Annotated in this window: 28 protein-coding genes and 1 tRNA gene; 18 read left to right on the forward strand and 11 right to left on the reverse strand. The window is 55.9% G+C overall.

Annotated features, from left to right (window positions below):
* Window positions 1-63 precede the first annotated feature (63 nt).
* Window positions 64-402 (forward strand): YciI family protein, encoded by a 339-nt coding sequence (locus ACOOGA_RS07775; RefSeq protein ID WP_420430284.1) that lies wholly within the window; start codon window positions 64-66, stop codon window positions 400-402.
* A gap of 94 nt (window positions 403-496) precedes the next feature.
* Here ACOOGA_RS07775 and ACOOGA_RS07780 read toward each other — a convergent pair whose 3' ends face one another.
* Both ACOOGA_RS07780 and ACOOGA_RS07785 read right to left on the reverse strand, forming a co-directional pair.
* Window positions 497-2,080, reverse strand: coding sequence for an ABC-F family ATP-binding cassette domain-containing protein (locus ACOOGA_RS07780; RefSeq protein WP_420430286.1), 1,584 nt, complete (start codon window positions 2,078-2,080; stop codon window positions 497-499).
* A gap of 232 nt (window positions 2,081-2,312) precedes the next feature.
* A tRNA-Arg gene (locus ACOOGA_RS07785) sits at window positions 2,313-2,389 on the reverse strand.
* 201 nt (window positions 2,390-2,590) lie between these two features.
* Between ACOOGA_RS07785 and ACOOGA_RS07790 the strand changes: the two genes are divergently transcribed.
* Entirely contained in the window at window positions 2,591-3,091 is a 501-nt protein-coding gene (locus ACOOGA_RS07790) for a hypothetical protein (protein WP_420430288.1), read from the forward strand.
* On the opposite strand, the gene ACOOGA_RS07795 is transcribed toward ACOOGA_RS07790, so the two are convergent.
* Both ACOOGA_RS07795 and ACOOGA_RS07800 read right to left on the reverse strand, forming a co-directional pair.
* Window positions 3,088-3,981: a P1 family peptidase gene (locus tag ACOOGA_RS07795; protein WP_420430290.1), complete on the reverse strand. Its 894-nt coding sequence runs from the start codon at window positions 3,979-3,981 to the stop codon at window positions 3,088-3,090. The two genes, ACOOGA_RS07790 and ACOOGA_RS07795, sit on opposite strands and share 4 nt — an antisense overlap.
* A gap of 3 nt (window positions 3,982-3,984) precedes the next feature.
* Complete coding sequence (locus ACOOGA_RS07800) at window positions 3,985-5,385, reverse strand: ATP-binding protein (protein ID WP_420430292.1); 1,401 nt, start codon at window positions 5,383-5,385, stop codon at window positions 3,985-3,987.
* Window positions 5,386-5,675: 290 nt separating this feature from the next.
* On the opposite strand from ACOOGA_RS07800, the gene rpmH reads away from it, so the two are divergent.
* The 8 genes from rpmH (at window position 5,676) to ACOOGA_RS07840 (ending at window position 11,355) form a co-directional block, all read left to right on the forward strand.
* A complete protein-coding gene (rpmH, locus tag ACOOGA_RS07805; protein ID WP_417458556.1) occupies window positions 5,676-5,810 on the forward strand; it encodes a 50S ribosomal protein L34 in 135 nt (44 codons plus the stop codon).
* A gap of 160 nt (window positions 5,811-5,970) precedes the next feature.
* Window positions 5,971-6,426 carry a ribonuclease P protein component gene (gene rnpA / locus ACOOGA_RS07810; protein WP_420430294.1) on the forward strand — a complete coding sequence of 152 codons (456 nt, stop codon included), beginning with the start codon at window positions 5,971-5,973 and terminating at the stop codon, window positions 6,424-6,426.
* Complete coding sequence (gene yidD, locus ACOOGA_RS07815; RefSeq protein WP_417462296.1) at window positions 6,426-6,791, forward strand: membrane protein insertion efficiency factor YidD; 366 nt, start codon at window positions 6,426-6,428, stop codon at window positions 6,789-6,791. The genes rnpA and yidD overlap by 1 nt, the downstream gene beginning before the upstream one ends.
* A complete protein-coding gene (gene yidC, locus ACOOGA_RS07820; protein ID WP_417462297.1) occupies window positions 6,784-8,526 on the forward strand; it encodes a membrane protein insertase YidC in 1,743 nt (580 codons plus the stop codon). The genes yidD and yidC overlap by 8 nt, the downstream gene beginning before the upstream one ends.
* 1 nt (window position 8,527) lies before the next feature.
* Window positions 8,528-9,181: a ribosome biogenesis GTP-binding protein YihA/YsxC gene (yihA, locus tag ACOOGA_RS07825; RefSeq protein ID WP_417462298.1), complete on the forward strand. Its 654-nt coding sequence runs from the start codon at window positions 8,528-8,530 to the stop codon at window positions 9,179-9,181.
* 4 nt (window positions 9,182-9,185) lie between these two features.
* Window positions 9,186-9,620 (forward strand): hypothetical protein, encoded by a 435-nt coding sequence (locus ACOOGA_RS07830; RefSeq protein WP_420430296.1) that lies wholly within the window; start codon window positions 9,186-9,188, stop codon window positions 9,618-9,620.
* A gap of 110 nt (window positions 9,621-9,730) precedes the next feature.
* The gene (locus ACOOGA_RS07835) at window positions 9,731-10,084 is read left to right on the forward strand and encodes a YciI family protein (RefSeq protein WP_420430298.1); all 354 of its coding nucleotides are present in this window, start codon (window positions 9,731-9,733) and stop codon (window positions 10,082-10,084) included.
* Window positions 10,084-11,355, forward strand: coding sequence for an RNA polymerase sigma factor (locus ACOOGA_RS07840; RefSeq protein ID WP_420430300.1), 1,272 nt, complete (start codon window positions 10,084-10,086; stop codon window positions 11,353-11,355). The genes ACOOGA_RS07835 and ACOOGA_RS07840 overlap by 1 nt, the downstream gene beginning before the upstream one ends.
* Window positions 11,356-11,466: 111 nt before the next feature.
* On the opposite strand, the gene ACOOGA_RS07845 is transcribed toward ACOOGA_RS07840, so the two are convergent.
* On the reverse strand, window positions 11,467-11,808 hold the full coding sequence (locus ACOOGA_RS07845; RefSeq protein WP_417462302.1) for an Hpt domain-containing protein: 342 nt from the start codon (window positions 11,806-11,808) through the stop codon (window positions 11,467-11,469).
* Window positions 11,809-11,863: 55 nt separating this feature from the next.
* Complete coding sequence (locus tag ACOOGA_RS07850; RefSeq protein ID WP_420430302.1) at window positions 11,864-12,121, reverse strand: DUF3253 domain-containing protein; 258 nt, start codon at window positions 12,119-12,121, stop codon at window positions 11,864-11,866.
* 102 nt (window positions 12,122-12,223) lie between these two features.
* Between ACOOGA_RS07850 and ACOOGA_RS07855 the strand changes: the two genes are divergently transcribed.
* Window positions 12,224-13,216, forward strand: coding sequence for an FKBP-type peptidyl-prolyl cis-trans isomerase (locus tag ACOOGA_RS07855; protein ID WP_420430304.1), 993 nt, complete (start codon window positions 12,224-12,226; stop codon window positions 13,214-13,216).
* On the opposite strand, the gene ACOOGA_RS07860 is transcribed toward ACOOGA_RS07855, so the two are convergent.
* Window positions 13,213-13,416: a hypothetical protein gene (locus ACOOGA_RS07860; RefSeq protein ID WP_420430306.1), complete on the reverse strand. Its 204-nt coding sequence runs from the start codon at window positions 13,414-13,416 to the stop codon at window positions 13,213-13,215. The genes ACOOGA_RS07855 and ACOOGA_RS07860 overlap by 4 nt on opposite strands.
* Before the next feature lie 28 nt (window positions 13,417-13,444).
* Here ACOOGA_RS07860 and ACOOGA_RS07865 point away from each other — a divergent pair, with 28 nt between their 5' ends.
* Window positions 13,445-14,416: a GNAT family N-acetyltransferase gene (locus tag ACOOGA_RS07865; protein ID WP_420430308.1), complete on the forward strand. Its 972-nt coding sequence runs from the start codon at window positions 13,445-13,447 to the stop codon at window positions 14,414-14,416.
* On the opposite strand, the gene ACOOGA_RS07870 is transcribed toward ACOOGA_RS07865, so the two are convergent.
* Window positions 14,413-15,042: a winged helix-turn-helix domain-containing protein gene (locus tag ACOOGA_RS07870; RefSeq protein ID WP_420430310.1), complete on the reverse strand. Its 630-nt coding sequence runs from the start codon at window positions 15,040-15,042 to the stop codon at window positions 14,413-14,415. The two genes, ACOOGA_RS07865 and ACOOGA_RS07870, sit on opposite strands and share 4 nt — an antisense overlap.
* A gap of 115 nt (window positions 15,043-15,157) precedes the next feature.
* Between ACOOGA_RS07870 and ACOOGA_RS07875 the strand changes: the two genes are divergently transcribed.
* From ACOOGA_RS07875 to ACOOGA_RS07895, 5 genes are all read left to right on the forward strand, one after another.
* The gene (locus ACOOGA_RS07875; RefSeq protein WP_420430312.1) at window positions 15,158-16,276 is read left to right on the forward strand and encodes a serine hydrolase domain-containing protein; all 1,119 of its coding nucleotides are present in this window, start codon (window positions 15,158-15,160) and stop codon (window positions 16,274-16,276) included.
* Window positions 16,277-16,449: 173 nt separating this feature from the next.
* The gene (locus ACOOGA_RS07880; protein WP_420430314.1) at window positions 16,450-17,505 is read left to right on the forward strand and encodes a hypothetical protein; all 1,056 of its coding nucleotides are present in this window, start codon (window positions 16,450-16,452) and stop codon (window positions 17,503-17,505) included.
* 57 nt (window positions 17,506-17,562) lie between these two features.
* Complete coding sequence (locus tag ACOOGA_RS07885) at window positions 17,563-18,354, forward strand: SDR family NAD(P)-dependent oxidoreductase (protein WP_420430316.1); 792 nt, start codon at window positions 17,563-17,565, stop codon at window positions 18,352-18,354.
* Between the two features lie 81 nt (window positions 18,355-18,435).
* Window positions 18,436-19,509, forward strand: coding sequence for an AI-2E family transporter (locus tag ACOOGA_RS07890; protein WP_417462311.1), 1,074 nt, complete (start codon window positions 18,436-18,438; stop codon window positions 19,507-19,509).
* A 78-nt stretch (window positions 19,510-19,587) separates the two neighbouring features.
* Entirely contained in the window at window positions 19,588-19,941 is a 354-nt protein-coding gene (locus ACOOGA_RS07895) for a hypothetical protein (RefSeq protein ID WP_417462312.1), read from the forward strand.
* 40 nt (window positions 19,942-19,981) lie between these two features.
* On the opposite strand, the gene cysK is transcribed toward ACOOGA_RS07895, so the two are convergent.
* The 3 genes from cysK to ACOOGA_RS07910 form a co-directional block, all read right to left on the reverse strand.
* Window positions 19,982-20,896 carry a cysteine synthase A gene (cysK, locus tag ACOOGA_RS07900; RefSeq protein ID WP_420430318.1) on the reverse strand — a complete coding sequence of 305 codons (915 nt, stop codon included), beginning with the start codon at window positions 20,894-20,896 and terminating at the stop codon, window positions 19,982-19,984.
* Window positions 20,897-20,938: 42 nt separating this feature from the next.
* The gene (gene epsC, locus ACOOGA_RS07905; RefSeq protein ID WP_420430320.1) at window positions 20,939-21,802 is read right to left on the reverse strand and encodes a serine O-acetyltransferase EpsC; all 864 of its coding nucleotides are present in this window, start codon (window positions 21,800-21,802) and stop codon (window positions 20,939-20,941) included.
* A gap of 132 nt (window positions 21,803-21,934) precedes the next feature.
* Window positions 21,935-22,705: a lysophospholipid acyltransferase family protein gene (locus ACOOGA_RS07910; protein WP_420430322.1), complete on the reverse strand. Its 771-nt coding sequence runs from the start codon at window positions 22,703-22,705 to the stop codon at window positions 21,935-21,937.
* Window positions 22,706-22,857: 152 nt separating this feature from the next.
* Here ACOOGA_RS07910 and ACOOGA_RS07915 point away from each other — a divergent pair, with 152 nt between their 5' ends.
* A complete protein-coding gene (locus ACOOGA_RS07915) occupies window positions 22,858-23,199 on the forward strand; it encodes a PilZ domain-containing protein (protein WP_420430324.1) in 342 nt (113 codons plus the stop codon).
* The last annotated feature ends 429 nt before the right edge of the window (window positions 23,200-23,628 follow it).

Genomic DNA, 23,628 nt, shown 5'->3' on the forward strand with positions numbered 1-23,628 from the left:
TTCGTCCTCTGGTCGAGAGCAGGACAATCAGCCCGCGCGAAAACCGCTATAGGAGACATTTGCATGCAGTATCTTGTTGCCATTCATCACCCCGATGATTACGACCCCGCCAATGCGGAAGACGAGGCCATGCACCGCGACATCGACGCACTCAACGACGAGATGGTTGCAGCGGGTATCAGGATTTTTGTTGGCGGCCTGCGCACGGTAAAAGAAGCAAAATCGATAAAGCAGAACACGGGCGGCGACATTCTTGTCACCGACGGGCCATTCCTTGAAACCAAAGAACATATTGGTGGTTTTTGGGTGCTTGAGGCCGCGAGCATGGAAGAAGCGCTTGAATGGGGGCGCAAGGCGGCTATTGCCTGCCGCGCACCGGTTGAGGTGCGCCAGTTTCACTGATTGAACTGTTCCCGAAAAGCTCACGCTTTCATCAGCGCAAAAAAAGGGCTTCGCTATTCAGCTGAGCCCTTTTCCTTACCGCAGCCCATGAGGGTCAGGCCGCTTTGCGGTCAGCTTGTGCGCGGTATTTTTTATAGTCGAGCAGGTCACCGTCAAAGTCTGTCACGGTGCCATTGTCTATGAGCCAGTATGTGTCGACCACTGTCTCGATAAGCGCTGTATCGTGAGACACCAGCACAACAGCGCCGGTAAAATCCTGCAGCGCCATTGTCAGCGCTGAGCGCACCTCAAGGTCCAGGTGGTTGGTCGGCTCATCCAGCAGCAAAAGATTAGGCCGGTCCCAGATGATCATGGCAAGCACAAGTCGCGATTTCTCGCCGCCCGACATGGTGCCCGTGTTCTGGAACACAGTCTTGTCGGAAAAATCGAAGGTGCCGAGATAGGTCCTGAGCTCCTGCTCCCTCGCGCGCGGTGCCTTCTGCTTCATATGCCACAGCGGCGATTGCTCAGGGTCCAGCGTTTCAAGCTGGTGCTGCGCAAAATATCCAATCTTGATACGGCGGTCGAGGATCAGCTCCCCGCTCTCGCTTTCAATCTCACCCGCGATCAGTTTGATCAGCGTTGACTTGCCTGCCCCGTTACGCCCCAGAAGCCCAACACGTGTGCCTGCGCCAATATGAACAGTGATATCACTCAAAATACGCGCGCCCGGATAACCCGCGTCAGCGCCCGCCGATTCCCAAAGCGTTGTGGCCATGGCGTCAGGCTCGCGAAACTTGAAGGTGAAAGGGGTATCGATATGCGCGGCGGCAACACGCTCCAGCTTCGCAAGCGCCTTGATGCGGCTTTGTGCCTGCCGGGCTTTGGAGGCCTGCGCGCGGAACCGGTCAATAAATGATGAAATATGCGCGATCTGGCGTTGCTGTTTTTCAAACATTGCCTGCTGCTGCATCAGCCGCTCAGCCCGCATGTTTTCATAGTCGGAATAACCGCCGGTATAGAGCGTGAGGGTGCCGCCCGCCAGCTCGAGAATTCGGTCAACCGTGGCGTCGAGGAAGTTCCGGTCGTGGCTGATCATCAGCACCGTGCCTTCAAATGACTTCAGCCAGTCCTGCAGCCAGACGATGGCTTCAAGGTCAAGGTGGTTGGTTGGCTCATCCAGCAGCAACAGGTCAGACCGGCACATGAGTGCCTGCGCGAGGTTGAGCCGCATGCGCCAGCCGCCGGAAAAAGTGGAAACCGGGTTTTCATGCACCGCTTCATCGAAGCCAAGACCAACAAGCAGATCCGCCGCCCGGCGTTCAACCGAATAGGCATCGATGCGCATGAACTCTTCATAGATGCGGCCGATCTCGTAGCCGTCTTCAGCTTCCTCAGCTTTCGCGAGCTCAGCCTCCAGCGCGCGCAATTCCGCGTCACCATCAATGGCGAACTGCAGCGCTGATTTCTCGCTGCCTTCGGTTTCCTGCGCCACATGGGCGATACGCCAGCGGTTCGGGAAATCAACCGTGCCGGTCTCGGCAATCAGCTCATGCCGCAACAGCGCGAACAGCGACGACTTGCCAGCCCCGTTTCCACCCACAAGGCCCATCTTCTCCCCGGCATTGAGGTTAAAGCTGCCATCTTTGAACAGCAGCTTGGAGCCGCGGCGCAGCGCAACATCGGAGAAAGTGATCATGAACGGGTCCTGTGTATAAATTCAGCGGCGCTTATACAGCTATCCGCGCCGCATGACACATAAATAGTGCCGCCAGACTGTGCCGGAATTGCCCTACCTGAACTCGCAACCAACAACATCTGCTATTTGCACAGCCGGGGAAGCTCGTTTGAAACTGTTTTAGCGACGTATTTACTTGCTGGCTAAAAACAAAAAAGGGCTTAGCAGATAATGCTTAAGCCCTTGTTTTGAGTGGCGCACCGGGGAGGATTCGAACCCCCGGCCCCCAGATTCGTAGTCTGGTGCTCTATCCAGCTGAGCTACCGGTGCGTGCCATCAAATCAGTCACAGCAACCTAGCGTGGCTGCGGTGTGCGGCGCAACCTAATCAGATTGAATTTATATTGCAAGCGAGAAATCTGTTTTTCTTGTTTCTGCCACAAATCAGGCGTAGCGTGTGCCTCTCAACTACCGGAAATCAAAGGCTTTTACAGTGAAAATTGGCATAAAATACGTTTCAATTTTTATCTCTTTGTCTCTCTTGAGCGCCTGCTCAAGCTCAGACAAGGATTGGCCGAATCTTTCCGATAAGTTGCCTGACGCGTCTGAGCGTGAGCGCACCCCGGAAGGCACTGATCCGGCGTCTGTGACACCAAGCGCAAAGCCAGCGCCACCGCCGCGCCCGGTGATGACAGGGGACATCAGCACGCCCCCGAATGACGACCCCGCACCGCAGTCGCTCAGCGAGGCCAATACGCTTCTTGAAGAGATTAAAAAGGCGCTAAGGGAAGAAACCCTCACCTACCGGCAAACGGTTGCCAAACTGGGCACCGCTGCAAGCGAGGAACTGCAGGATATCTGGTTCAGCGCCCAATTGGCACTCACGCGCCTGAGCCGCACAGCGTCCCGCCTTGACCCGCTCACGGAGCTTGAGCTGCCCCAAATTGCCGATGCGGCCAGCACGGAAGCGGAGATTATCGAGCGTTTTGTGGTGGGGGAGCGCCAGCGCCTTGCGGATAGCGAGCCTAACTAACGCACGACAGCTTTTTTCACCGCCAGTTCCATACAGTCTGCCGCCAATGCGCCCAAAAGCGCCAGCGTGCCTGCAAGCTCACCACTTGTGGGGCGCTCACCATTTGAAATGGCGAAAATGGTATCCCCATCATAAGGCGTATGGATTGGTTTGATCGCCCTCGCGAGGCCGTCATGCGCCATGATCGCGAGCCGTTTGAGCGCGGCTTTATCAAGCGCCACATTGGTCGCCACCGCCCCGATGGTGGTATTTGAGCCCACAAGGCCAAGCTTCGGGAACTCAACATCGCCGGGGGCCGAAATGCCATCCTTTGGCACCGCACCAAAACTGTTCACCGCCACAATGGCGGAGACCATGGTGCCGTCCTCGAGCGTCAAGCTCGCGCTTCCAAGCCCGCCTGGCACCGCCCCTGCCATGGCACCATGGCCCGCGCCAACCGCGCCGTGCTCTGTGCTCGCGGCAAGACCATCAAGCGCCGCATACGCGAGCCGGTGATAAGGCGGCTCATCACCCCATTCCTTGTCACCACCATTCATCAGGTCAAACAATATAGCGCTTGGCACCACCGGCACGGCCTTGGGGCCAAGCGGCAAGCCAACACCACGGGCGGAAAGCGCGAGTGTCACGGCGTCTGCGGCGGCAAGGCCAAACACAGACCCGCCCGCTAGCACAAGGCCGTGCACCTTCTCAACCAGGCAGCTGGGGTCCAGCGCTTCCGTGTCGCGTGTGCCGGGCGCGCCGCCGCGCACATCAACCGCCATGGCCATCGGCGCATCGGGGATGATCACCGTCACGCCGGTTTTGGCGCGCGCGTCATGTGCCTGACCAACCTTAAGGCCAGCAACGTCGGTAAACTGATCCGAGGGCCCCGGTATTGCGGAAAAGCGCATGGTCTAGCCCTCCACTTCCTCACCGGGCAGGCACACCATGAAGGTGGTGCCGTCCGCGCCGGTTTCCTCAAGCCCGATCTGCCCGCCGTGGGCGAGTACGATATCGCGTGCGGTCGCCAGTCCAAGGCCCGTGCCACCCGCCCGGGCGGATGAAAACGCCTTGAAAAGCGACGGGCGCACATGCTCAGGAATGCCGGGGCCATGATCCTTGATGCGGATATGCACAGTATGCGCCGCATCTTCCATCGCGCTCACTTCAATGCGCCCTGTGTTGCCCTGCACCTCAAAAGCGTTGCGGCACAGGTTCAGAAGCACGCGGTGTAATTGTTCCGTGTCCGCATAAACCTTAAACTCGTCATCCACCTTGATCTCAAAAGCGAACTCTTCATTATCCATAAGCCCGAGCGACTGGCCCACATCTTCCACCAAGGCTTTGAGTGGCACCCAGGCCTTCTCGGGCAGGATATCCTCTGCCTTGCCGTGCCGGATCGTGCTTTCACACAAAGCCACCGCCCGGCTTACAGCAGTCATCAGGCGGCGGGAAACCTTCTGCACGCCGGGGTGATCCACCCGCTGCAGCGCGTCTGACGCCAGTTGCGCTGTCGCCAGAATATTCCTCAGGTCATGGTTGATTTTGGCCACGGCTTCACCAAGCGCGGCCAGATGGGTTTTCTGGTTCAAGTTCTGCCTGAGCTCGTCCTGCATGCGGCCAAGCTCGCGCTCCACAAGGCCGATCTCGTCAGGGCGGCGGCTCTCACGGCTCCGCTTGGGCACAGCTTCCGGCTTGCGGCGGAAGGCAACAATGCGGTCTTTCACCCGGCGCATGGGGCGCACAAGCATCCAGTGCAGCGCCAGATAAACCAGAATGCCGGTGAAAAGCGATATCAGGACCGACAGCACCAGCACATTATTGGAATAGTTCGCCAGCGCGCGGTAAAGCCCCATCTCGTCGATGGTGATCTCAAGCATGCGCGTGCCAGGCAGCATGGGGTCCCCCACAATGCGTACCACCCGGTTACCACCTGCCTCAAGCGTATCAAACGCATCCATGATCAGCGTGCCGAGCGAAGGATTCCTGAGGTCATAGGTGCCGTTCACCTCTGCGGGCATCACATCAAACCCGAGCACGAGGCTTTTATCCTCGCGCCTGACAATAATGGCAATCACGCCCGATTGGTTAAGAAGCCGCTGCTCAAGCGCGGGGCTGACCATATTATTAGGTGCCTCTTCAAGCGCGAGCACCGCGATCTGCGCGTTCTCAAGCCGTGTAGCTATATAGTCCTGTCGGAAGGTAGCGATCGACGGCAGATATACAAACACAGACACCCCCATCACAAAGATGAAGGTGAGAATCAGCAGGCGGGACCTGAGACTAGATGTAAACGGTCTGTAATGCTCGGGCATAAAAAGTGTTGAATCCCATCCCGGAGCGAATTGCAAGTAAACTAACGAGGGTGGGCGAATCGCCACAGCCTCCCTCAATTGTTACGAACAAGCGTCCCCTTGGGCTTAGATTTGGTTACAAATATCGCGATAACAACCAAAATTTCGCCAAATGGGGGCGAAATTATGTTAAGTACTGCCTTCAGCGCTGTTGACTTGGTTTGAAGTCACGGTTATACAGCGCGCTCGAAATTTGGACGCCGGGCCGCGGGTTTCCCGCAAGGCTAGGTGATAAAGCTGGAGTAAGACAAGTGAAACGGACCTTTCAACCGAGTGTACTCGTTCGCAAACGCCGTCACGGTTTCCGTGCGCGTATGGCGACCGTTGGTGGCCGCAGGGTGCTGAATGCACGCCGCGCCAAAGGCCGGAAGCGCCTGTCGGCGTAAAGGTCTTGGGGGTGCTTAGCACCTTCCACTAGTCACAGATGAAATGCCGACCGAGAGATATCCGGTCGGCTTTCTTTGTTTTTGGGGTAACCTGCGCCGCAGATGGCAAAGCGCCCCTTGAAAACACCCTGAACAAGCTTTCGGGCATGAGCATTTAGGCATGAACACAGGCATAGAGCTTGAACGCGTAACAAAACGGCCGGAATATCTGGCTATTGCCGCGACACGCCGCAAGTGGGTCACGCCAAGCTTTATTGTGCAGGCCCGCCCTGCTGAAACCGAAGTTGCTGACATCGACCCCGCCGAATCGGAACAAACAGGTATCGAGATCGACCCCATCACGCGGATCGGCTTTACCGTTTCAAAAAAAGTTGGCGGGGCGGTCAAACGCAACCGCGCCCGGCGCAGGTTAAAGGAAGCCGCACGTACAGCGTTCAGCAAATATGGCTCGCCAGGCTGGGCTTATGTGGTGATCGGCAGACCTGCGGCAATCTCTTATGATTTTGAGAAAATGCAGGCAGATATGCGCTGGGCTCTTGCAAAACTGGCCTCCGGCGCCGACTTAAAACCAAGCCAGAACGGCCAGAACAAGCCAAAAGACAGGAAAAACACCTGATGAAAACACCCGGCATGGAAAAGCAGCGCCTTTCCCCCATCGCCTGGGTCGCGCTTGGGATTATCAAGATATATCAGTTGTTTATCTCGCCACTTCTGGGGCCAAACTGCCGCTTTCAGCCCACCTGCAGCGCTTATGCGGTTGAGGCTATTCGCACCCACGGCGGTGTGCGCGGGTCATGGCTGGCAATATGCCGCATGGCAAGGTGCCATCCTTGGGGTGGATTTGGATACGATCCTGTGCCACAAAGCGGGCGCAGTTTAGCAAGTGAGGCAGAGGCACCATGTGGTTGCGCCGATGCACACAAGAGTGAAAAGGCTGGCCAAGACCGGCCGCATGATCAGGGTATGACGTCTCATGGGTGACAATAAGAATTTCGTGCTTTTTGGCGTGATTGCACTGGCAATCCTGCTTGGCTACCAACAGTTTTATGCCGGGCCAAAAATGGAAGCCGCACGCCAATATGAAGAGCAACTGGTGCAAGAACGCGCCATTGAAGAGGCTCTCGCCCCCAAGGAAATTGCCCCGATCGACGATGCAGACAGTAATCTGGCCGCCACAGAGGTCGCAGAGCCCGTGGAAGATGCGGGCAGCGTTCGCATTGAAACACCTGAGCTTAGCGGTTCCATGTCGCTGCGCGGTGCCCGCTTTGATGACCTCCTGCTCGTCAACCACAAGACAAGCATGGACGAAAACGCCAAAGACGTTCGCCTGCTAAAACCACAAGGCCGGGCTGACGCTTATTCGATCCGGTACGGCTGGGCCGCTTCAAGCCAAAACCCGGACGCCGTGCCAACCGCAAACAGCATCTGGTCTACTGACAGCGATATCCTGACCCCAACGTCACCGGTAACACTATCATGGGATAACGGCGAAGGCCTGCGCTTCCTGATGGAGATTGAAGTGGATGAAGAGTTTCTCTTCACTGTGACACAAAGCGTGGTCAACTCCACTGACGAAACAATGCAGATCGCGCCTTTTGGCCGCATCAGCCGTCATGGCGAGCCCAAGACAGATGGTCTCTATATTCTGCATGAAGGCCCCCTTGGTGTGTTTAACGGCACGCTTGAAGAAATGTCATACTCTGACCTTGAGGACGGCAATTTCGAGACCGGCACCACGGGTGGCTGGATGGGTATCACCGATAAATTCTGGATGACCACCCTGATCCCGGACCAGAATGCCGAGCTTTCCCGCGCGCGTTTTGTGCGCCGCGCTACAGCAGCCAACGTCACCTATCTGGTCGATTATGTTCAGAACTGGCAGTCCCTTCACGCGGGCAGCAGCATTGAGACAACAAGCCGCTTTTATGCGGGCGCCAAGATCGTTGGCACCATCGACAAATATCAGGAAAAATATGATATCGCGCTCTTTGACCGCACCATCGACTGGGGCTGGTTCTATTGGCTGACACGGCCAATCTTCAAAGGTCTGCACTATCTCTTTGGCCTGACAGGCAACTATGGCGTAGCCATTCTGTTGATGACCGTGGTGTTGAAGATCATCCTGTTCCCGCTCGCGAACAAATCCTATGTGTCCATGAGCCACATGAAAGACGCGCAGCCCAAGATCAAAAAGCTGCAGGAACGCTACAAGGATGATCGCCAGAAGCTCCAGCAGGAAATGATGGAGCTGTATAAAAAAGAGAAGATCAACCCGATGGCTGGCTGTCTGCCCATCCTGATCCAGATTCCGATCTTCTTTGCGCTTTATAAGGTGCTGTATGTCACCATCGAGATGCGGCACCAGCCCTTCTTTGGCTGGCTCAAGGATTTGTCTGCGCCGGACCCCATGACACCGCTCACGCTTTTTGGTGCCATTGACTGGAGCCCACCGGCGTTCCTTGCTGTTGGTATCCTGCCAATCCTGATGGGTGTTTCCATGTGGCTGCAACAGAAGCTGAACCCGCAGTCCGCGGCGATGGACCCGACACAGCAGAAGATCATGAGCTTCCTGCCCATCATCTTCACCTTCATCATGGCACCTTTCAGTGCAGGCCTCGTGCTTTACTGGACATGGAACAACATCCTTTCCATCGGGCAACAATGGGTGATCATGCGCCGCGAACACGCGCGCCGTGAGGCCAAGGGCAAAGTCTGATATGGAAGAAGAACGCTTCACCCAGACAGATATGGAACGTGGCCGGCTTTTATTTGCCGGCCCCGTTGACTTTGTCATGGGCGCGGTTTCGCTTGATACCCTGCCGGGCGCTGACCGGCCGGAAGTTGCTTTTGCCGGACGCTCGAACGTTGGTAAATCAAGCCTTGTGAACGCACTTACGGGCCGCAAGACGCTGGCGCGTACGTCAAACACACCGGGCCGCACGCAAGAGCTGAACTATTTCTCCATCGGGAAAGAGCTTGAGCTGGACGCCTATATGGTTGACCTGCCCGGTTATGGGTACGCCAAGATTGAGCGCAAGAAAGTGCATGCCTGGACCCGGCTGGTGAAAGATTACCTGCGCGGGCGGCCGAACCTGCGCCGGATCATGCTGTTGATCGACAGCCGCCATGGCCTCAAGGAAAATGACCGCGAGATCATGACCATGCTGGATGAAGCCGCTGTCAACTATCAGGTCGTGCTCACCAAGCTTGATAAGCTCAAGGTGATTGACCGCGAAAAGATCCTGAAAAAAACCCAGGACGACGCGAAAAAATATATCGCCTGCCATCCTGTTGTGCTGGCCACCTCAAGCGAAAAAGGCTGGGGCATCCCCGAGCTGCGCGCGGAACTTTGCCAGACCTTCTCTTTTTAGGCCCATGAACTCCCCGCTGAACACGTTGGAGCTGCGGAGAGGCGGCACATATCATGGCCGCTATGAGGTTTTTGATATCTGGGTGGATGGCGAACGCCTTCTGGACCGGCTGGCCGCGTTTGAGGCGCGTTATACGGATAGGATCGCCGGGGCCTATGTTCCCCATTTGCCGGTAAGCTCTACACGAAAAAACCTGCTGCCACCAAGTGACGGTTTTGTGCCCTATGCCTGTGACTGCGGCGAGTGGCAGTGCTGGTTTATCACCTGCAACATATCTGCGGACTACGGCTTTGTGCGTTGGCACGGCTGGTCAAACCCCTACCGGGGCGACAAATCCAAAGCCGATCAGGGGCTTTACTGGAGCTACCGTGATTTCCCCGACCTGAATTTCGATCAGGAAGCCTACAAGGCCACCATTGAAGCCGCGCTCAAGGCTTGAAATTCAAAAAAATTATCGGCGATGTCGAAATTGCCACCATGTCATCCGTCGATGGGGCTATAACGGGCAAATAGGGCGCCGTGCCCACCTGCCCTGACACTCAGGAGACGATGATGGCAAATTTCATGCTTGTGCTGCACGACCGGCTTGACGGTTTTTCAACTCTTTCGCATGACGAGATGATGGCGATGATCAAGGAATATACCGCCTGGACCGAAAAGATGCTGGCGGAAGGCCGCTTCCTCGGCGGTGAAAAACTCAAGGACGAACCGGGACGGCAGATCATGGCTGGCAAGAGCGGGATTGAGACCCACGCCGGACCGTTTACCGAAACGGGTGAGATGATCGGCGGTTATATGACGATCAGCGCCAATGACTACGACGAAGCCGTTGAGATCGCCAAAACCTGCCCACACGCGAAATATGGGCGTATTGAGCTTCGGGAAATTGACCAGATAAAATAATGCACCCCGAGCTAGATACACACGGGCCAAATACACCCGAGAACGACACTGAGGTAAAACGCACGCTTGACCAGTTGTTCCGCCGCGAGACGGGGCGGCTGGTCGCGTCACTTGTCAGGCGGCTTGGGGCCCATCATCTGACACTTGCGGAAGACATCGCGCAGGAGGCCCTGCTGGCCGCCGCCCGCACCTGGCCATATGATGGCATGCCCGACAACCCCGCCGCGTGGCTCAACCGGGTTGCCACCAATAGGGCGATTGACCTGATCCGGCGCCAGAAAACAGCCAGCGAGGCCGCGCTCGTGAATACCGAGCGAGGTTCCTTGATCACTGAGACACTGGGGCCTGAGGATAACCAGCTACGCCTTCTGATGTTGTGTTGCCATGGTGACGTGCCGGAGATGGACCGGCTCACTCTCACGCTCAATATCTGTTTTGGTTTCAGCGCACGCGAGGTGGCCCGGCTTTTCCTCAAGGAACCAAGCGCCATAAGCGCCCGGCTCACCCGCGCCAAGACAAAACTGCAGATCAATGCACCAGACTTTGCCTGGCCAACGCCGATGGAGCTCGATACCCGCATCACGTCTGTGCTCAAGGTTATTTATCTGGCCTTCAGCCTTGGGTATAGCCCACGGGAAGGCGCGCTGGCCGTGCGGCAGGATACAGCGCTTGAGGCACTTCATATGGTTGAACTGTTGGCGAGTGAAACTTCAGCGCGCGGTGATGTCTGTGCGCTGGCGGCACTCCTGTGCCTGCAGGCTTCCCGCCTTGGCAGCCGGACAGACGATGAGGGCCGGTTTGTGCTCCTCAAAGCGCAGGATCGGAAGATGTGGGACCAAGCCCTGATCAGCCGCGGGTTTCACTATCTGGCGCAAGCGCGGGCCAGCGATGTGCTCAGCCGCTATCACATAGAAGCCGGGATCGCCGCGCTGCATGCCAGCGCACCTTCGTTTGGTGAGACCGACTGGAACGGAATTTGTGGCCTGTATGAAACGCTGGAGGCGGTTACCGATTCACCGGTCGCGGCGCTCAATCATGCGGTTGCGCTGTCCGCAGCCGGGCAGCCTGATGCAGCGCTTTTGAAAATCACCAAGCTCGAGTGCCTTGAGACTTTTACGCACGATATCTATTTCCACACCGCAAAAGCGGAAGTGCTGCTGATGAACGGTGATAAAATTTCAGCGAAAGCCGCTTTCATTCAGGCGCAAAACTGCATCGGCACCAGCACGGACATCACTCACCTCGAACACCGCCTCAGCGAATGTTTTTAAGCCGTATTCGCGCCACACTGTACGCCGCATTTTAGGCCACACTGGCGCCACACTATTGCCTACAGACCCGCCACACTTCTGTGGTCAGTGTGGCGTAAATTTCGCGCTCAATCAGTCGTCAAACGCGTCCAAGGTCTCCCTTGAAATAGAGCGAAAACGACGAATAAGTCCATCGATCTCAGCCGCTCGTTCAGCCCGCGCTGCTTCCTCAAGCGCAAGGCAGGCCTCACCCAGCCGCATTGCACCAAAGCTTCGTGCAGCGCTTTTCAGCGCATGTGCTTGAATTTCAAGCTGTTCCAGATCCCCCTCTGATGCGAACCTGGCCAGCGCTGTACCTGTTTTGGCAATCTCTTGCTTGAGCGAACTTACAAGAAACGCAGCTGACTCCTGTCCAACATCGGCGGTCAACCGGTCCAGAACCGGTTGATCGAGAAGTGGCATTTGACCCCCCATAATGCTCTCCTTCACTCTATGGTGCAGCAAGCCGAAGCTTGCTAACCTTTGTACGTTACTCGCTCGCCAGCGGTTTACTCAACCGATAAATACCTTTGAGACCCTCAGGGGACACCACCTTGCGCTTGCGAATGAAGCTGAGCGCACCCTCATGATAGAGCGCTACTGCCTGCTCCCGCACGCGGGGCAGAAGCTTGCGCCAGTCTTCCCCTTCATCCACCAGCGCCTGGGCGATATCGCGCGGTGCAACGCTGTTGCCTGGCTCAATTTGTTTCACTATTTCATTCCTTATGGTGTCATTGCCTGCGGCCATGCCGTTTCCTCTCGTAAATCCGACAATTCAGCGCTTTTTTACTTTCCCCCAAAGGGGGGTTCGGGCTAGTGTCCCCGGCATTGTTCCAACAAGGGGTGTCCCATGCAAAGAGCACTGAAATTCGCTGCCATCGCCGCCATTCTTGGCCTGGCTGCCTGCAGCAACGATAACAGCGATAATGATAAAACAGAAGAAGGCACCGACGGCGCCCCACAAGAAGCGACTGAAACAGGCGCTGACACACAAGCACAGAAAGTACCCGATACAATGACAGATCAAGCCGCGTTCAAGGCTGAGAACCTCGCCTATCTCGAAGAAAATAAAAACAAAGAGGGCGTTCAGGTTACCGCATCCGGCCTTCAGTACCGCGTGATTGAAAGCGGCGACGGCAAAAGCCCAACGGCTGCCGATTTTGTAACCGTGCATTATGCTGGCCGCCTGATTGACGGCTCTGAGTTCGATTCGAGCTACAAGCGCGGTGAACCGGCCACATTCCCCGCTGGCCGCCTTATCCCAGGCTGGACCGAAGCGCTGCAACTGATGCAGGTTGGTGACAAGTGGGAACTCGCGATCCCAAGTGAGATTGCATACGGCGCAAACGGCGCTGGTGGTGTTATTCCGGGTGACGCGACACTGGTGTTTGATGTTGAGCTACTTGGTGTGATGACGCTTGAAGAAGCGGAGGCGGAAGCCCAGAAGCAAGCAGAAGCCTTCAAGATCCAGCAACTCGCATTCCTTGAGGCAAATGCCAAAGAAGACGGTGTTGTTGAAACCGAATCAGGCCTGCAGTACCGCGTAATCGAGGAAGGTGAAGGCAAAAGCCCCACCGCAGAATCACAGGTAACTGTTCACTATGCCGGTACATTGATTGATGGGTCCGAGTTTGATTCGAGCTACAAGCGTGGTGAGCCAGCAAGCTTCCCGCTAAACGGTGTTATCGGTGGCTGGACTGAAGCTTTGCAACTGATGAAGGAAGGCAGCAAGTACGAGCTTTTCCTGCCCTATCATCTTGCATACGGCGAGCGTGGTTCACGCACAATTCCGCCATACGCGACGCTGGTATTCACAGTAGAGCTCGTCTCGGTCGATAGCTAAGACAAATAACAAAGGATGCCGTAACAACGCTCAAGCACATGCTGGAAATAGACATAAAGCGCGATATCCAGCAGCGCCAGAAACCCAAGAACTGGCAGCACTATATATTTGAGCACGATGATAGCGGCACCAAAAGTTATCCGGGGCGGGGCAATGCGCCGTCCCATCACTTCCTCAGTTTTTGTGCGCTTCCAGAACATGGTTTGATCATACGGCAGGGCGCTGCCTATGCCTAGCGCGCAATCACCAGCCCGATCGCATGACCAGATAACCGTCCAGCCCGGTCCCATTGACCCAACCCACTGGCACGCACTGCCTGAGGGCACCCCTATACCACTGCAACAACACTGGCTTTATGGTCTTGCGCTTCAATCCGTTGGGGTGCCGATATATCAGTGGCAGATCGAAGACACAGATGGCCCGCTTGGTTTCGCGCTGGTGGCCAGACGCAGGTTCTTGCGCCTTGTCAGCTTTGATACCTTGTTACGCGGCCCGCTTTATTTCCGCGACCGCGCCAAAAGCACAAACGCTGTGCACAAGGCCCTGCGGCGTAAATCCAATCCCTGGCGCTGGCGCTTCCTGCTGCAACAACCTGAACTGCTCGACGATACCGCGACAACACAGGCACTGAAGACGGCTGGGCTCAGGCAGGTTGCGACCGGCTATTCCACGGCATGGCTTGACCTGCGACCGGAGCCGGGCGTGCTTCGCGCTGCCCTTGTGGGCAAATGGCGCACCCAGCTTCGCGCGGCAGAGAAGGCCGATATGCAGATCAGCATTGGTGGCCATAAAGCGCACCACTATGCCTGGCTGTTGGAAAAAGAAGCGGCGCAGCGCAGTGCCCGGTCGTATCAGGCAACCCCGCTTGAGCTTGTTCCGCTTTATCAAGCAACGGCTGAACACGCTGGCGAGCCTGGCATCCTGTCTGTTACCGCAATGTCGGGGCGCAGGAGGATCGCGGGTGCCATCTTCCTGCTGCACGGCAACAGCGCGACCTATCACATGGGCTGGGTGGGCGAAGAAGGCCGAAGCACCGGCGCCCAGAACCGCGTGCTGTTTGAGGCCATGTGCGCCCTTCGGCAAAAGGGAATCAGCTTTCTTGACCTCGGTGGTATCAACACGGCGGAAGGTGCAGGCATTGCCCGCTTCAAGCTGGGAACCGGCGCCGCGCCCGTAACCTACACCGGCAGCTGGATCTAGGGCTTGGTGGCCTCTTCTTCCTCTACTGCTTCCTCTTCAGCGGCCTTGTCATCCTTCTTAATAAACTCTCGTGCCGCCTTGAACTCCTGCTCACCGGCACCGGTAAGCTCTATTTCCACGTCTGTTGGTCGCTGCACGTAGTAAATAACCACCCCAAGGAGGAGGGCGATGATGACAAGCAGGCCGATAGCCAACGGGCCAAAAGCTTGTTTTCCCTGTGGTGAAGGCTCATATGCTGCCGCTCCAACCGTGGGCACGGGCCTGTCGTCTGCCACCGTAACCGGTGCGATCAAGGCATAGCCTTTGCGCGGGATTGTCTTGATATAACGCGGTAATTTGGGGTCATCGTTCAACGCATGCCGCAATTTAGAAATCGCCTGCGTCAGGGCTTCATCACCGGCAAATGACGCAGTTGAGATTGCAGACAGCAACGCATCCCTGCTCACAGGCTCGCCGCCAGCAGCACAAAGCACCTCCAGCAGGCGCACAAGGCGCGGCTCTATCGTCCGGCTCACACCGTCCAGCCATATCTGGTTTCGCGCGCTATCAAAGATGGTATCGCCGATACGCACTTTTCCTGACATTCCAGGCCCTGACATAACAGGCTTCTCAACCTTGTCGGTCATCTCTCTCAATGTTTTTCAACCTTTTTGTCAGGACTTTCCCGCCTGTTTTCCCTTAGCTCCAAACAGATACAGCGCTGGTCGCTGATCTGTCAAACTAGCAAAAAGCGAGGATAGAATGACAATATTTCGACTTATACTCATAGCTGCCCTTGGCCTGGTCAGCCAAAGAGCAACAGCCCAGACCGCCCCACACCATGGTGGGTTCATTGACCGCGAAGTGCTTACGCGCTTCCTGAACGACGCGGAGGACAAAGGGTTTAAAGGCATTGTCGCCGTCTCAGGGCCTGACGGCACGATATTTTCCCGCGGCTTTGGCGCCGCAGATACGATGGGCACCGCCTACTCACCACAAACAGTGGTGGATATCGCCTCCGTCACCAAACAGTTCACCGGCGCGGCGATCTTAACGTTGTTTGAGGACGGCAAGCTGAGCTTGAACGACAGGCTCGACCGGTTCTTTCCAGATGTACCAACTGACAAAGCCGCCATCACTGTTCATCAATTGCTGACCCACACGGCAGGTCTGCCGCACGGGCTTGGTGAGGACAAAGAGATCATTGGCAAACAGGATTATATCGCCCGCGCATTTGCAACACCTCTTATACTCAGGCCAGGTGAACGGTACGAATATTCAAACGTGGGTTTCACCCTCGCGGCGGCGATTATTGAGCAAGTTTCAGGGCAATCGTATGAAGACTATCTTTATGAAGCTCTCTGGAAACCTGCCGGCATGGTTGCGACAGGATATCTGCGCCCCAACTGGAACGACCGGCCCATGCAAACGCATGCCGCCCCGATAGAGGGCTTTCACGCGCAGCAGGAACTGCTGGAAAAAGCAGATGGCAAGTTCTGGCATCTCACAGGCAACGGCGGCTTGTTAAGCACAGCTGAGAACATCCTGAAATGGCACCGCGCCCTCCTCAAAAACACAGTCCTGTCAGATGAGAGCAAAGCGCTGCTGTTTGAACCTCACGTGCCTGAAGATGCCGACGGCGTCTATCACTACGGCTATGGCTGGTCTGTAGTCCCCGACTATCTGGGTAAAAAGCTGGTTTGGCACAACGGCGGCAGCTATTTCGCGACCGCAGATTTCTGGCGCTTTCCGGCACAAGGCACAGCCTTTTTCATTGCGTCTCACGAGGGTGACATCCCTACCTTTATGGTCGCGGACGGCATCGCCGCCATTCTGCTTGGTAAAACCCCGCGTCCCGTATCAAGGCAGGCGGAAGAATAAAACGCGCGTTGCTGTGCTGTCCGACGCAGTGCGGCAACGCTCCCTTTATAAAAGATTCTTACCCCACTTGTATGATTTGGGCTGGCATTCCATATTGTGATATTATAACTGTACATCTCAAAGATTCGAGATCAAAACAGGATCACATGTTGGACTGGGCGTTAATATTATCTGTGGTGGTACTTCTTGCAGCACCTCTGCTTGCGAAGCTGGTATCGCGTGCGCCGCAGATTAAAGGCGCGCTGGACGGCTTTGTACTGATGACCGTCCTTGGCCTGATCACGCTCACGCTGCTGCCTGAAGCATTGGCACACGGTGGCTTTTGGGGCCTGGCGATAGCAGTATTTGGGTTCACGCTGCCCTGGATCGCTGAGTTTCTTTTCCATCATGCAGAAGAGATGACCCACCGCATTGTATTGATGGTGGCGTCACTTGCCCTTGTGGTACATGCCGCATCAGACGGCGCCATTTTAGCCTTCGCCAGTGAAACCGAGGCCGGGTCTTTTGTGGCCACCGGTATTCTCCTGCACCGTATCGGGGTTGCCGTGGCGGTCTGGTGGCTGCTCAGGCCTGTGCTGTCAACCGCGGGCGGCCTTGCTGTGCTTGCCGGACTTGGCGCGATGACAATCGTCGGCTACATGCTCGCGCTCTTTGCTGGTGAATGGTACAACTTCCCGCTTGTTGGCTATTGGCAGGCGTTTGCCGCTGGCTCCCTTCTCCACGTGGTGTTGCACCCGCTTGAGGACCATAACCCGGCCCCCAGCAAAAACACTTTGCCTGCCCACCGGCTGGGTACCGCGCTGGGCCTCGTGTTTGTGGTGGCCCTTATCAGCGCGCACTATTTCCATCACACCCCGGGGCCTCTGGCGGAAATGCCCGTGCACGGCATGCACCACGCTGTAGAGCTTCTAAGTGCTGTTGGGCGGCTAATGGCACCAATCCTTCTGCTGGTGCTGCTTGTTGCGTCCATATTGCCGCACGTATACGGCAAAGGCATGAGCGGAGCATTTGACGGCATCAAGAAAACCGCGCCGTGGACCGTTTTGCTCTGGCTCGCGGGTACCATTTTTGCTGAGCTGAGCCCCGTCGGTGTCGCCATCCCGTCAGGCAGCCTGCCGCTTTTCATTATCTGGGCGATCGCTGTATCCGCCATTTTGGTGCATATGGGCGCGCGCGCCTTCTTCACGAGCCTGATGCCAAGCTTCCGCCAGCACCGTCACAGCCACTAAAACTAAGCCCCACTGTAATAAGGTTTTGCTTGCCCCCGCCCTGAAAGAGCGCTAGCCATGCCGCGCGAGCAAAAGGATTTCGGCATGCGATTTGACGGGCAAACCGTTCTTGTCACCGGCGGCACATCAGGGTTTGGCGAGGCCATCGTCAAAGCCTTCGCGCGCGAGGGTGCCACTGTGCACTTTTGTGGGCTGGTTGACGCTGAGGGCGCGCGGGTCAAATCCGAGATTGAAGCCTTGGGCGGCATAGCATTTTACCATCACGCTGATGTACGCCTTGAAGACGATGTCAAAGCCCTGGTAGAGGCAGCAAGTGTAGCCACTGGTGGCCTGGATGTCGCTGTCAATAATGCTGGCATCAGCCACACATCTGCCCGCTTTGCTGACCAGGATATGGCCATGGTGGAAGATGTATGGCGCACCAATGTGATGGGTATCTGGCACGCCATGCGCCATGAAATCAAAGTCATGCTGAACTCCGGCGGCGGGGCGATCATCAATACGGCGTCAATCCTGTCAAAATCCGGTGCGGAATGGATGGCGGCTTATGGTACCAGTAAACATGCTGTTGTTGGGCTGACAAAAAGCGCAGCCCTTGATTATGCCGACCACGGTATCCGCATCAACGCTGTCTCGCCGGGGCCAATGCTAACCCCGATGTTTGAGCGCGCACTTGAGGATATCGGCGGAGATATGAGCAAGTTTGCGGGCGGCCTGCCAAAAGGCGGCCCCGCGAACCCGGCCGATGTTGCAAAAACAGTGCTGTATCTGGCTAGCGAAGAAGCGGCCTATATGAACGGCGCCAACGTGGTGGTGGACGGCGGCACGTCATCTGGCCAACATGGCTAAAATTAAGGCTATCCCTTGAAAATCAGGGGCCGGGCCGTCAGATAGTAACGGGGCATTTCGCCCACCGGAGTTTAGCGCGCGATGAATATGGTAACCAACTGGTTCCGCAGAACCTTCTCAGACCCGCAGATGGTTCTGCTGGTGCTGGTGCTTGTTATCGCGCTCATAGGCATCACCTTCTTTGGGCATATGCTCGCACCAGCGATTGCAGCCGTGGTGATCACCTTCCTTCTGGATGGCCCGGTAAGTTGGCTTGAACGCAAAGGCGTTCGCCCGCTCATTGCGGTGATAGCTGTTTATCTCGGGTTTGTGTTTCTCTCGCTTATCACCATGCTTGCGGTGCTGCCGCCGCTCGCGCGCCAGGTTGGCCAGTTTGTAAACGATGCGCCAGCAATGGCGGAGAGCCTGCAGCAGGCGCTCCTGAACCTGCAGGCTCGTTTCCCCAACCTGATATCCGAAGCACAGGTACAGAGCTGGATTTCAGGCATTGGAAACGAAATTGCAAACCTAGGGCCCCAGTTGCTGCAATATTCCCTAACCGGCCTCACGGGTGCTGTTGCTTTTGTGGTGTACGCCGTGCTTGTGCCGGTGATGGTGTTCTTCTTCCTCAAGGACAAAACGCAGATCCTGCAATGGTTCAGCCGTTTCTTTCCAAATGACAAACCGCTTCTGGAGCAGGTTTGGCGTGAAATACTGGAACGCGCGGGCGATTATGCCCGCGGCAAGGTCTATGAGATACTGATCGTGGGGGTTGCGGCCTTCATCACATATCAGATTCTGGGGCTGCCTTATGCCACACTGTTGGCAGTTGCCACCGGCCTCAGTGTCATCATTCCCTATTTCGGCGCTGCCGCTGTCACCTTCCCGGTTGCGCTGGTGGCCTATTTCCATTGGGGTGTGAGCGGTGAGATGGCAACAGCCATCATCGCCTATCTGGTGCTTCAGGCACTGGACGGTAACGTGCTTGTGCCGCTCTTGTTCTCGGAAGCAGTGAAGCTGCACCCCAACGCCATTATCATTGCGATTTTGATCTTTGGCGGCATCTGGGGCTTCTGGGGTGTCTTTTTTGCTATCCCGCTGGCGACAGTCGCAAACGCGGTGCTTCGAGGCTGGCGTGAACGGGCTGCAGGGACCAGTGCATCCGCTAACACCTGATTTTAAAAAACCTTTTCATCCGGCTGAATTTCTGCCTAAATGTGCTTGGGCTAACACTAAAACGAGCATGATTATTCAATGATACTGGAATCTCGCAGCATCATCTTTTCGGACGAAGAACTGGTTCTTGCATTGCGCCCGGTGCTTGAAAGCCGCGGTGCAGCTGCCAATCCACCAATTTCAAACATCGCCTCCCAGCTTGACGATGAGGGCGAAGTGACTGTGCGGTTTGACCTGTCTGATGGGTCCGACCCTGTGCTGTTCAACAGCCGTGAAGTCGGTGCCGCCGTTCTCAATCACTGTATCGACCAAGGCATACCGCTGCCGCGCGGTTCGTATAAGGAACTCGCCATCCGTGGTTCGCATATTGCGTTGATTGTACGGCTTGAATCCGGCTCGATGAGCTCAGGCATAGACGAGGACGAAGAGTAGCTCTTCGTCCTTTTTCTTATTCATGAAATGACCCAAAGGTCTATTCCGGCAGAAACTCTGGAACAGATAGATAGCGCTCGCCCGTGTCGTAACAAAAGCCGATCACGCGGGCGCCTTTTGGCAGGCTCGCAACCTTCGTGGCAATAGCTGCCAAGGTGGCACCTGACGATATGCCAACAAGCATGGCTTCTTCCCGCGCGGCGCGCAGGGCCATTTTCTTGGCGTCCAAAGGGTCAACCTTCAAAACCTCATCGATCAGGCTCATGTCCATCACGTCAGGGATGAAGCCCGCACCAATACCCTGTATCGGATGTGGCCCCGGGTCACCGCCTGACATGACCGGCGACAGCGTCGGCTCCACAGCACACACCTTAAAGCCCGGCCATGCCTTCTTCAGCACCTCGGCACAACCGGTGATATGCCCACCAGTACCAACACCCGTGATCAGATAATCAAGGCCGTCCGGGAAATCTGCCAGGATTTCCTCAGCGGTTTTTTCCCGGTGCACTTTCACGTTGGCGGGGTTTGAGAACTGTTGCGGCATCCAGCCACCTTCGGTGCTTTCCAGAACCTCGGCTGCTTTCGCAATCGCGCCTTTCATGCCAAGCTCCTTTGGCGTCAGCACAAACTCAGCACCATACGCCAGCATCAAACGACGACGCTCAACCGACATGGATTCAGGCATCACGAGGATAAGCTTATAGCCCTTCACCGCCGCCACCATGGCAAGGCCAATACCGGTGTTGCCGGATGTCGGCTCAATGATCACGCCGCCCGGCTTGAGGGAACCGTCTTTCTCAGCTTCTTCAATCATCGAAAGCGCGATACGGTCCTTGATCGAGCCGCCCGGGTTGACCCGCTCCTGCTTGATCCAGACCTCATGGTCAGGGAATAGGCGCTTGAGCCGTACATGCGGCGTACCGCCAATGGTGTCCAAAATGGATTCAGCTTTCATGGATACCCCTTATGATATTTGTGATCAGCGAGGCGTCAGGCTTTAGCCTTGCGCCTTCTGCCGAGATTTGATTGAAACGATTTCATCGGTGTCGCATGGCCGGAACATCACGCGGGACCACGCCGGTACAGACCGTGTTATCCAGACGTTACCACCAATAACCGAGTTATTGCCGACCGTGGTTTCACCGCCCAAAATGGTCGCACCCGCATAAATCACCACATTGTCTTCAATGGTGGGGTGCCGCTTTTTGGATTTCTGGTCCCGGTCAACACGAAGCGCGCCGAGTGTGACACCCTGATAAAGCTTCACATTATTACCGATGACAGCGGTTTCACCGACCACCACGCCCGTACCGTGGTCGATGAAAAATGATTTGCCGATTGTCGCGCCCGGATTGATGTCCACACCGGTTTTCTGGTGCGCGTATTCCGTGATCATACGCGGCAGCAACGGCACCTCACGTTTGTGAAGCGCGTGCGCGATCCGGTATGCGGTGATTGCATAAAACCCCGGATAACACAGGATCACTTCTTCAACTGATTCTGAAGCCGGGTCACTATCAAAAATTGCCTGCGCATCAAGGAAACAATTTTCAGCAATGGTCGGCAGGTCTGAGAGAAAACCCTGCACCAAAAGGCGTGCACATCCAATGTCCTTGCCTTTGCACAAGCTATCAACAAGCAGGTAAAACTCTTGTTCCAGCAGCTCAAGCCGTGCCTGAAGCGAAAGATCGTCTCCTTCCGCTACCGCATAATGCGGGAACATCACCGCCGCGGTTTTCTTCAGCAGGTTCCCTATTTTGGCAAGCGACAAGCCCGTCAGGTTGCCATACCGCTGGTGATGTTCCTGCAGTTTGGCCGCGATATGCTCAAGGCTCGTATCAGATATGGATGTGGTGCTCATGGCAGACCCTCTTCTTCCTGTATAACAGTTTAGGAGGCCGGGAGCCATCTACAAGCCCTGCCGGAGTGATAAATTCTTCACTTTCATGAGAGGAAAGCTTGTCTTTCCCCATGCTTTAGACTTTATACCGCGCTAGGCGTCGTCGTCCGCCACCTTGTGCGTGAGCAGATTCCCAAAACCTGCTTCGGCGATCAACTGGTCAGACCGGGTCACGACGGCCGCTTCCACTCTCTCCATGAAGCCGGCTTTATCAAGCCCGTGCTCAATCGGGCCATCAATCTCAAACACGGCAGTACCGCCCCGGTGCCAGAACCCTTTTGTCCAAAACAGGCCGGTGTTGGTTGCAACCGTATAAACCGGCAGGTCTGTATCCGCCTGCAGGTAATAGGCGCCGCTTTTCAGCCTGCGGTAATGGCCGGGGCGCATCCGTGTTGCCTGCGGGTAAACAATAAGCGGACGCCCCATCTCCTGAATATGTTTGGCAACATCTTCCATGCCCTTGTGCGCCGTGCGGCTTTCGCGGTCAATTTTAACAATCTTGGCCTTTCGGAGGGCGGCACCAATAAAAGGCACATGAAACAGTTGCTTTTTCGCAAGCGCCGTCACGTCATTCCGTATGGGGAACGTCATGATCGGGTCCATATTCGACTGGTGAGCTGCCGCGAGTATGAAAGCGCCTTCTTTTGGTAATTTTTCCAGCCCGCGATACTCATGTTTCAGGCCAAGGGTCAAACGCGCGATCCACAGCGAGCCCCTGCAGTAGTAATGAATACCCCTACGAATAGGGCCATCTGTTTTGGCCAGACAAAGTGGCATCAACCCGATGCTGCAATAAATGAGTGTAAAGGGATAGTAGATCAGGTTGAACAGGATGGAGCCGATCCCATTTCTCAATAGTTTCACGAACGTCTCTCCTGCTGGTAAACCACATTTGTTGCGCGGCACGCGCATCCGACATAGGCATTGCCACTATAGCCGGGTTTAACTCAAGAAAAAAATCCGTTAGCGTTGAGCAATGACGGGTATGCTTCGCCCATGCAGCAAGGGGATTTCAGGTGACCGACCAGGACAAAAGACAGGATGACCGACTACCCGTGCTGTGGCATGGCACGCTCATGACAAATGATGACCGCGAGTTTCCCTGCCAGATAAGGGATATCAGTCTCGCCGGGACACTGATCACCTGTGATGCAGACGTCAAAATGGGCGATGAGCTATTGCTGACAATTGACCGTATCGGTGAGTTTGCTGGCGTGGTGAAATGGCAGGGCTCACAAGGGCTGGGCCTGATGATCCTTGCGGGGCCAGACCTATTCCTCAAAAAATTCGCCGAAGGTGCCGGAAGCGGCCTTTCGGAAGCTCCCAATGCACCAACGGACGACCCTCTCGCAGGATAGTTGGACAATCCGGAAAAAAATAAGGCGGCCGGGGGATGGCCGCCGTTATTGAGCGTAAACTGCCGAGTGCTATCCTGCTGAGTGCTCTGAGTGTCTAGCTGTCATATTATTATTGTTATATCGGTATCACCCTCCGCTTTTACTTGCGGAGTTTGTGACGTCGTGTACGGCGGCGGCTATATTTTGCTTCAGTAACGCCGAAGCTCGCATAAACCACCAGGGTCGGGCTTTCTGGTAAAACTGTGTTCAGGAATGCCATTTGTCTTCTCCTCGCTGTCGCGCCTCTTATGGGCGGATATCTGGTTGCCGGGTTTCCGGTCGCATTCAATGCTGTCGTTGTCGTTTCGGTTTTTGTTTTGTTGCCTGAATATCAGCAAGGCCTGTGCCAGAAACATAAATCCATATAAATCAATGAGTTAATTTTTATTC

Origin of the sequence: Kordiimonas sp. (assembly GCF_965216265.1) — a bacterium.
Taxonomy (GTDB): domain Bacteria; phylum Pseudomonadota; class Alphaproteobacteria; order Sphingomonadales; family Kordiimonadaceae; genus Kordiimonas.

Excerpts from the sequence above, each read along its gene's own strand:
- cysK (WP_420430318.1), bottom strand. The coding sequence starts at position 20,896 with ATGAAAGCTGAATCCATTTTGGACACCATTGGCGGTACGCCGCATGTA.
- ACOOGA_RS07850 (WP_420430302.1), bottom strand. The coding sequence starts at position 12,121 with ATGGCCGCAGGCAATGACACCATAAGGAATGAAATAGTGAAACAAATT.
- ACOOGA_RS07870 (WP_420430310.1), bottom strand. The coding sequence starts at position 15,042 with ATGACCGACAAGGTTGAGAAGCCTGTTATGTCAGGGCCTGGAATGTCA.
- ACOOGA_RS07835 (WP_420430298.1), top strand. The coding sequence starts at position 9,731 with ATGATGGCAAATTTCATGCTTGTGCTGCACGACCGGCTTGACGGTTTT.
- yihA (WP_417462298.1), top strand. The coding sequence starts at position 8,528 with ATGGAAGAAGAACGCTTCACCCAGACAGATATGGAACGTGGCCGGCTT.
- ACOOGA_RS07830 (WP_420430296.1), top strand. The coding sequence starts at position 9,186 with ATGAACTCCCCGCTGAACACGTTGGAGCTGCGGAGAGGCGGCACATAT.
- ACOOGA_RS07865 (WP_420430308.1), top strand. The coding sequence starts at position 13,445 with ATGCCTAGCGCGCAATCACCAGCCCGATCGCATGACCAGATAACCGTC.
- ACOOGA_RS07890 (WP_417462311.1), top strand. The coding sequence starts at position 18,436 with ATGAATATGGTAACCAACTGGTTCCGCAGAACCTTCTCAGACCCGCAG.
- ACOOGA_RS07800 (WP_420430292.1), bottom strand. The coding sequence starts at position 5,385 with ATGCCCGAGCATTACAGACCGTTTACATCTAGTCTCAGGTCCCGCCTG.
- epsC (WP_420430320.1), bottom strand. The coding sequence starts at position 21,802 with ATGAGCACCACATCCATATCTGATACGAGCCTTGAGCATATCGCGGCC.
- ACOOGA_RS07895 (WP_417462312.1), top strand. The coding sequence starts at position 19,588 with ATGATACTGGAATCTCGCAGCATCATCTTTTCGGACGAAGAACTGGTT.
- rnpA (WP_420430294.1), top strand. The coding sequence starts at position 5,971 with ATGAACACAGGCATAGAGCTTGAACGCGTAACAAAACGGCCGGAATAT.
- ACOOGA_RS07885 (WP_420430316.1), top strand. The coding sequence starts at position 17,563 with ATGCCGCGCGAGCAAAAGGATTTCGGCATGCGATTTGACGGGCAAACC.
- ACOOGA_RS07860 (WP_420430306.1), bottom strand. The coding sequence starts at position 13,416 with ATGTTCTGGAAGCGCACAAAAACTGAGGAAGTGATGGGACGGCGCATT.
- ACOOGA_RS07845 (WP_417462302.1), bottom strand. The coding sequence starts at position 11,808 with ATGGGGGGTCAAATGCCACTTCTCGATCAACCGGTTCTGGACCGGTTG.
- yidD (WP_417462296.1), top strand. The coding sequence starts at position 6,426 with ATGAAAACACCCGGCATGGAAAAGCAGCGCCTTTCCCCCATCGCCTGG.
- ACOOGA_RS07795 (WP_420430290.1), bottom strand. The coding sequence starts at position 3,981 with ATGCGCTTTTCCGCAATACCGGGGCCCTCGGATCAGTTTACCGACGTT.
- ACOOGA_RS07855 (WP_420430304.1), top strand. The coding sequence starts at position 12,224 with ATGCAAAGAGCACTGAAATTCGCTGCCATCGCCGCCATTCTTGGCCTG.
- ACOOGA_RS07840 (WP_420430300.1), top strand. The coding sequence starts at position 10,084 with ATGCACCCCGAGCTAGATACACACGGGCCAAATACACCCGAGAACGAC.
- ACOOGA_RS07875 (WP_420430312.1), top strand. The coding sequence starts at position 15,158 with ATGACAATATTTCGACTTATACTCATAGCTGCCCTTGGCCTGGTCAGC.
- yidC (WP_417462297.1), top strand. The coding sequence starts at position 6,784 with ATGGGTGACAATAAGAATTTCGTGCTTTTTGGCGTGATTGCACTGGCA.
- ACOOGA_RS07780 (WP_420430286.1), bottom strand. The coding sequence starts at position 2,080 with ATGATCACTTTCTCCGATGTTGCGCTGCGCCGCGGCTCCAAGCTGCTG.
- ACOOGA_RS07775 (WP_420430284.1), top strand. The coding sequence starts at position 64 with ATGCAGTATCTTGTTGCCATTCATCACCCCGATGATTACGACCCCGCC.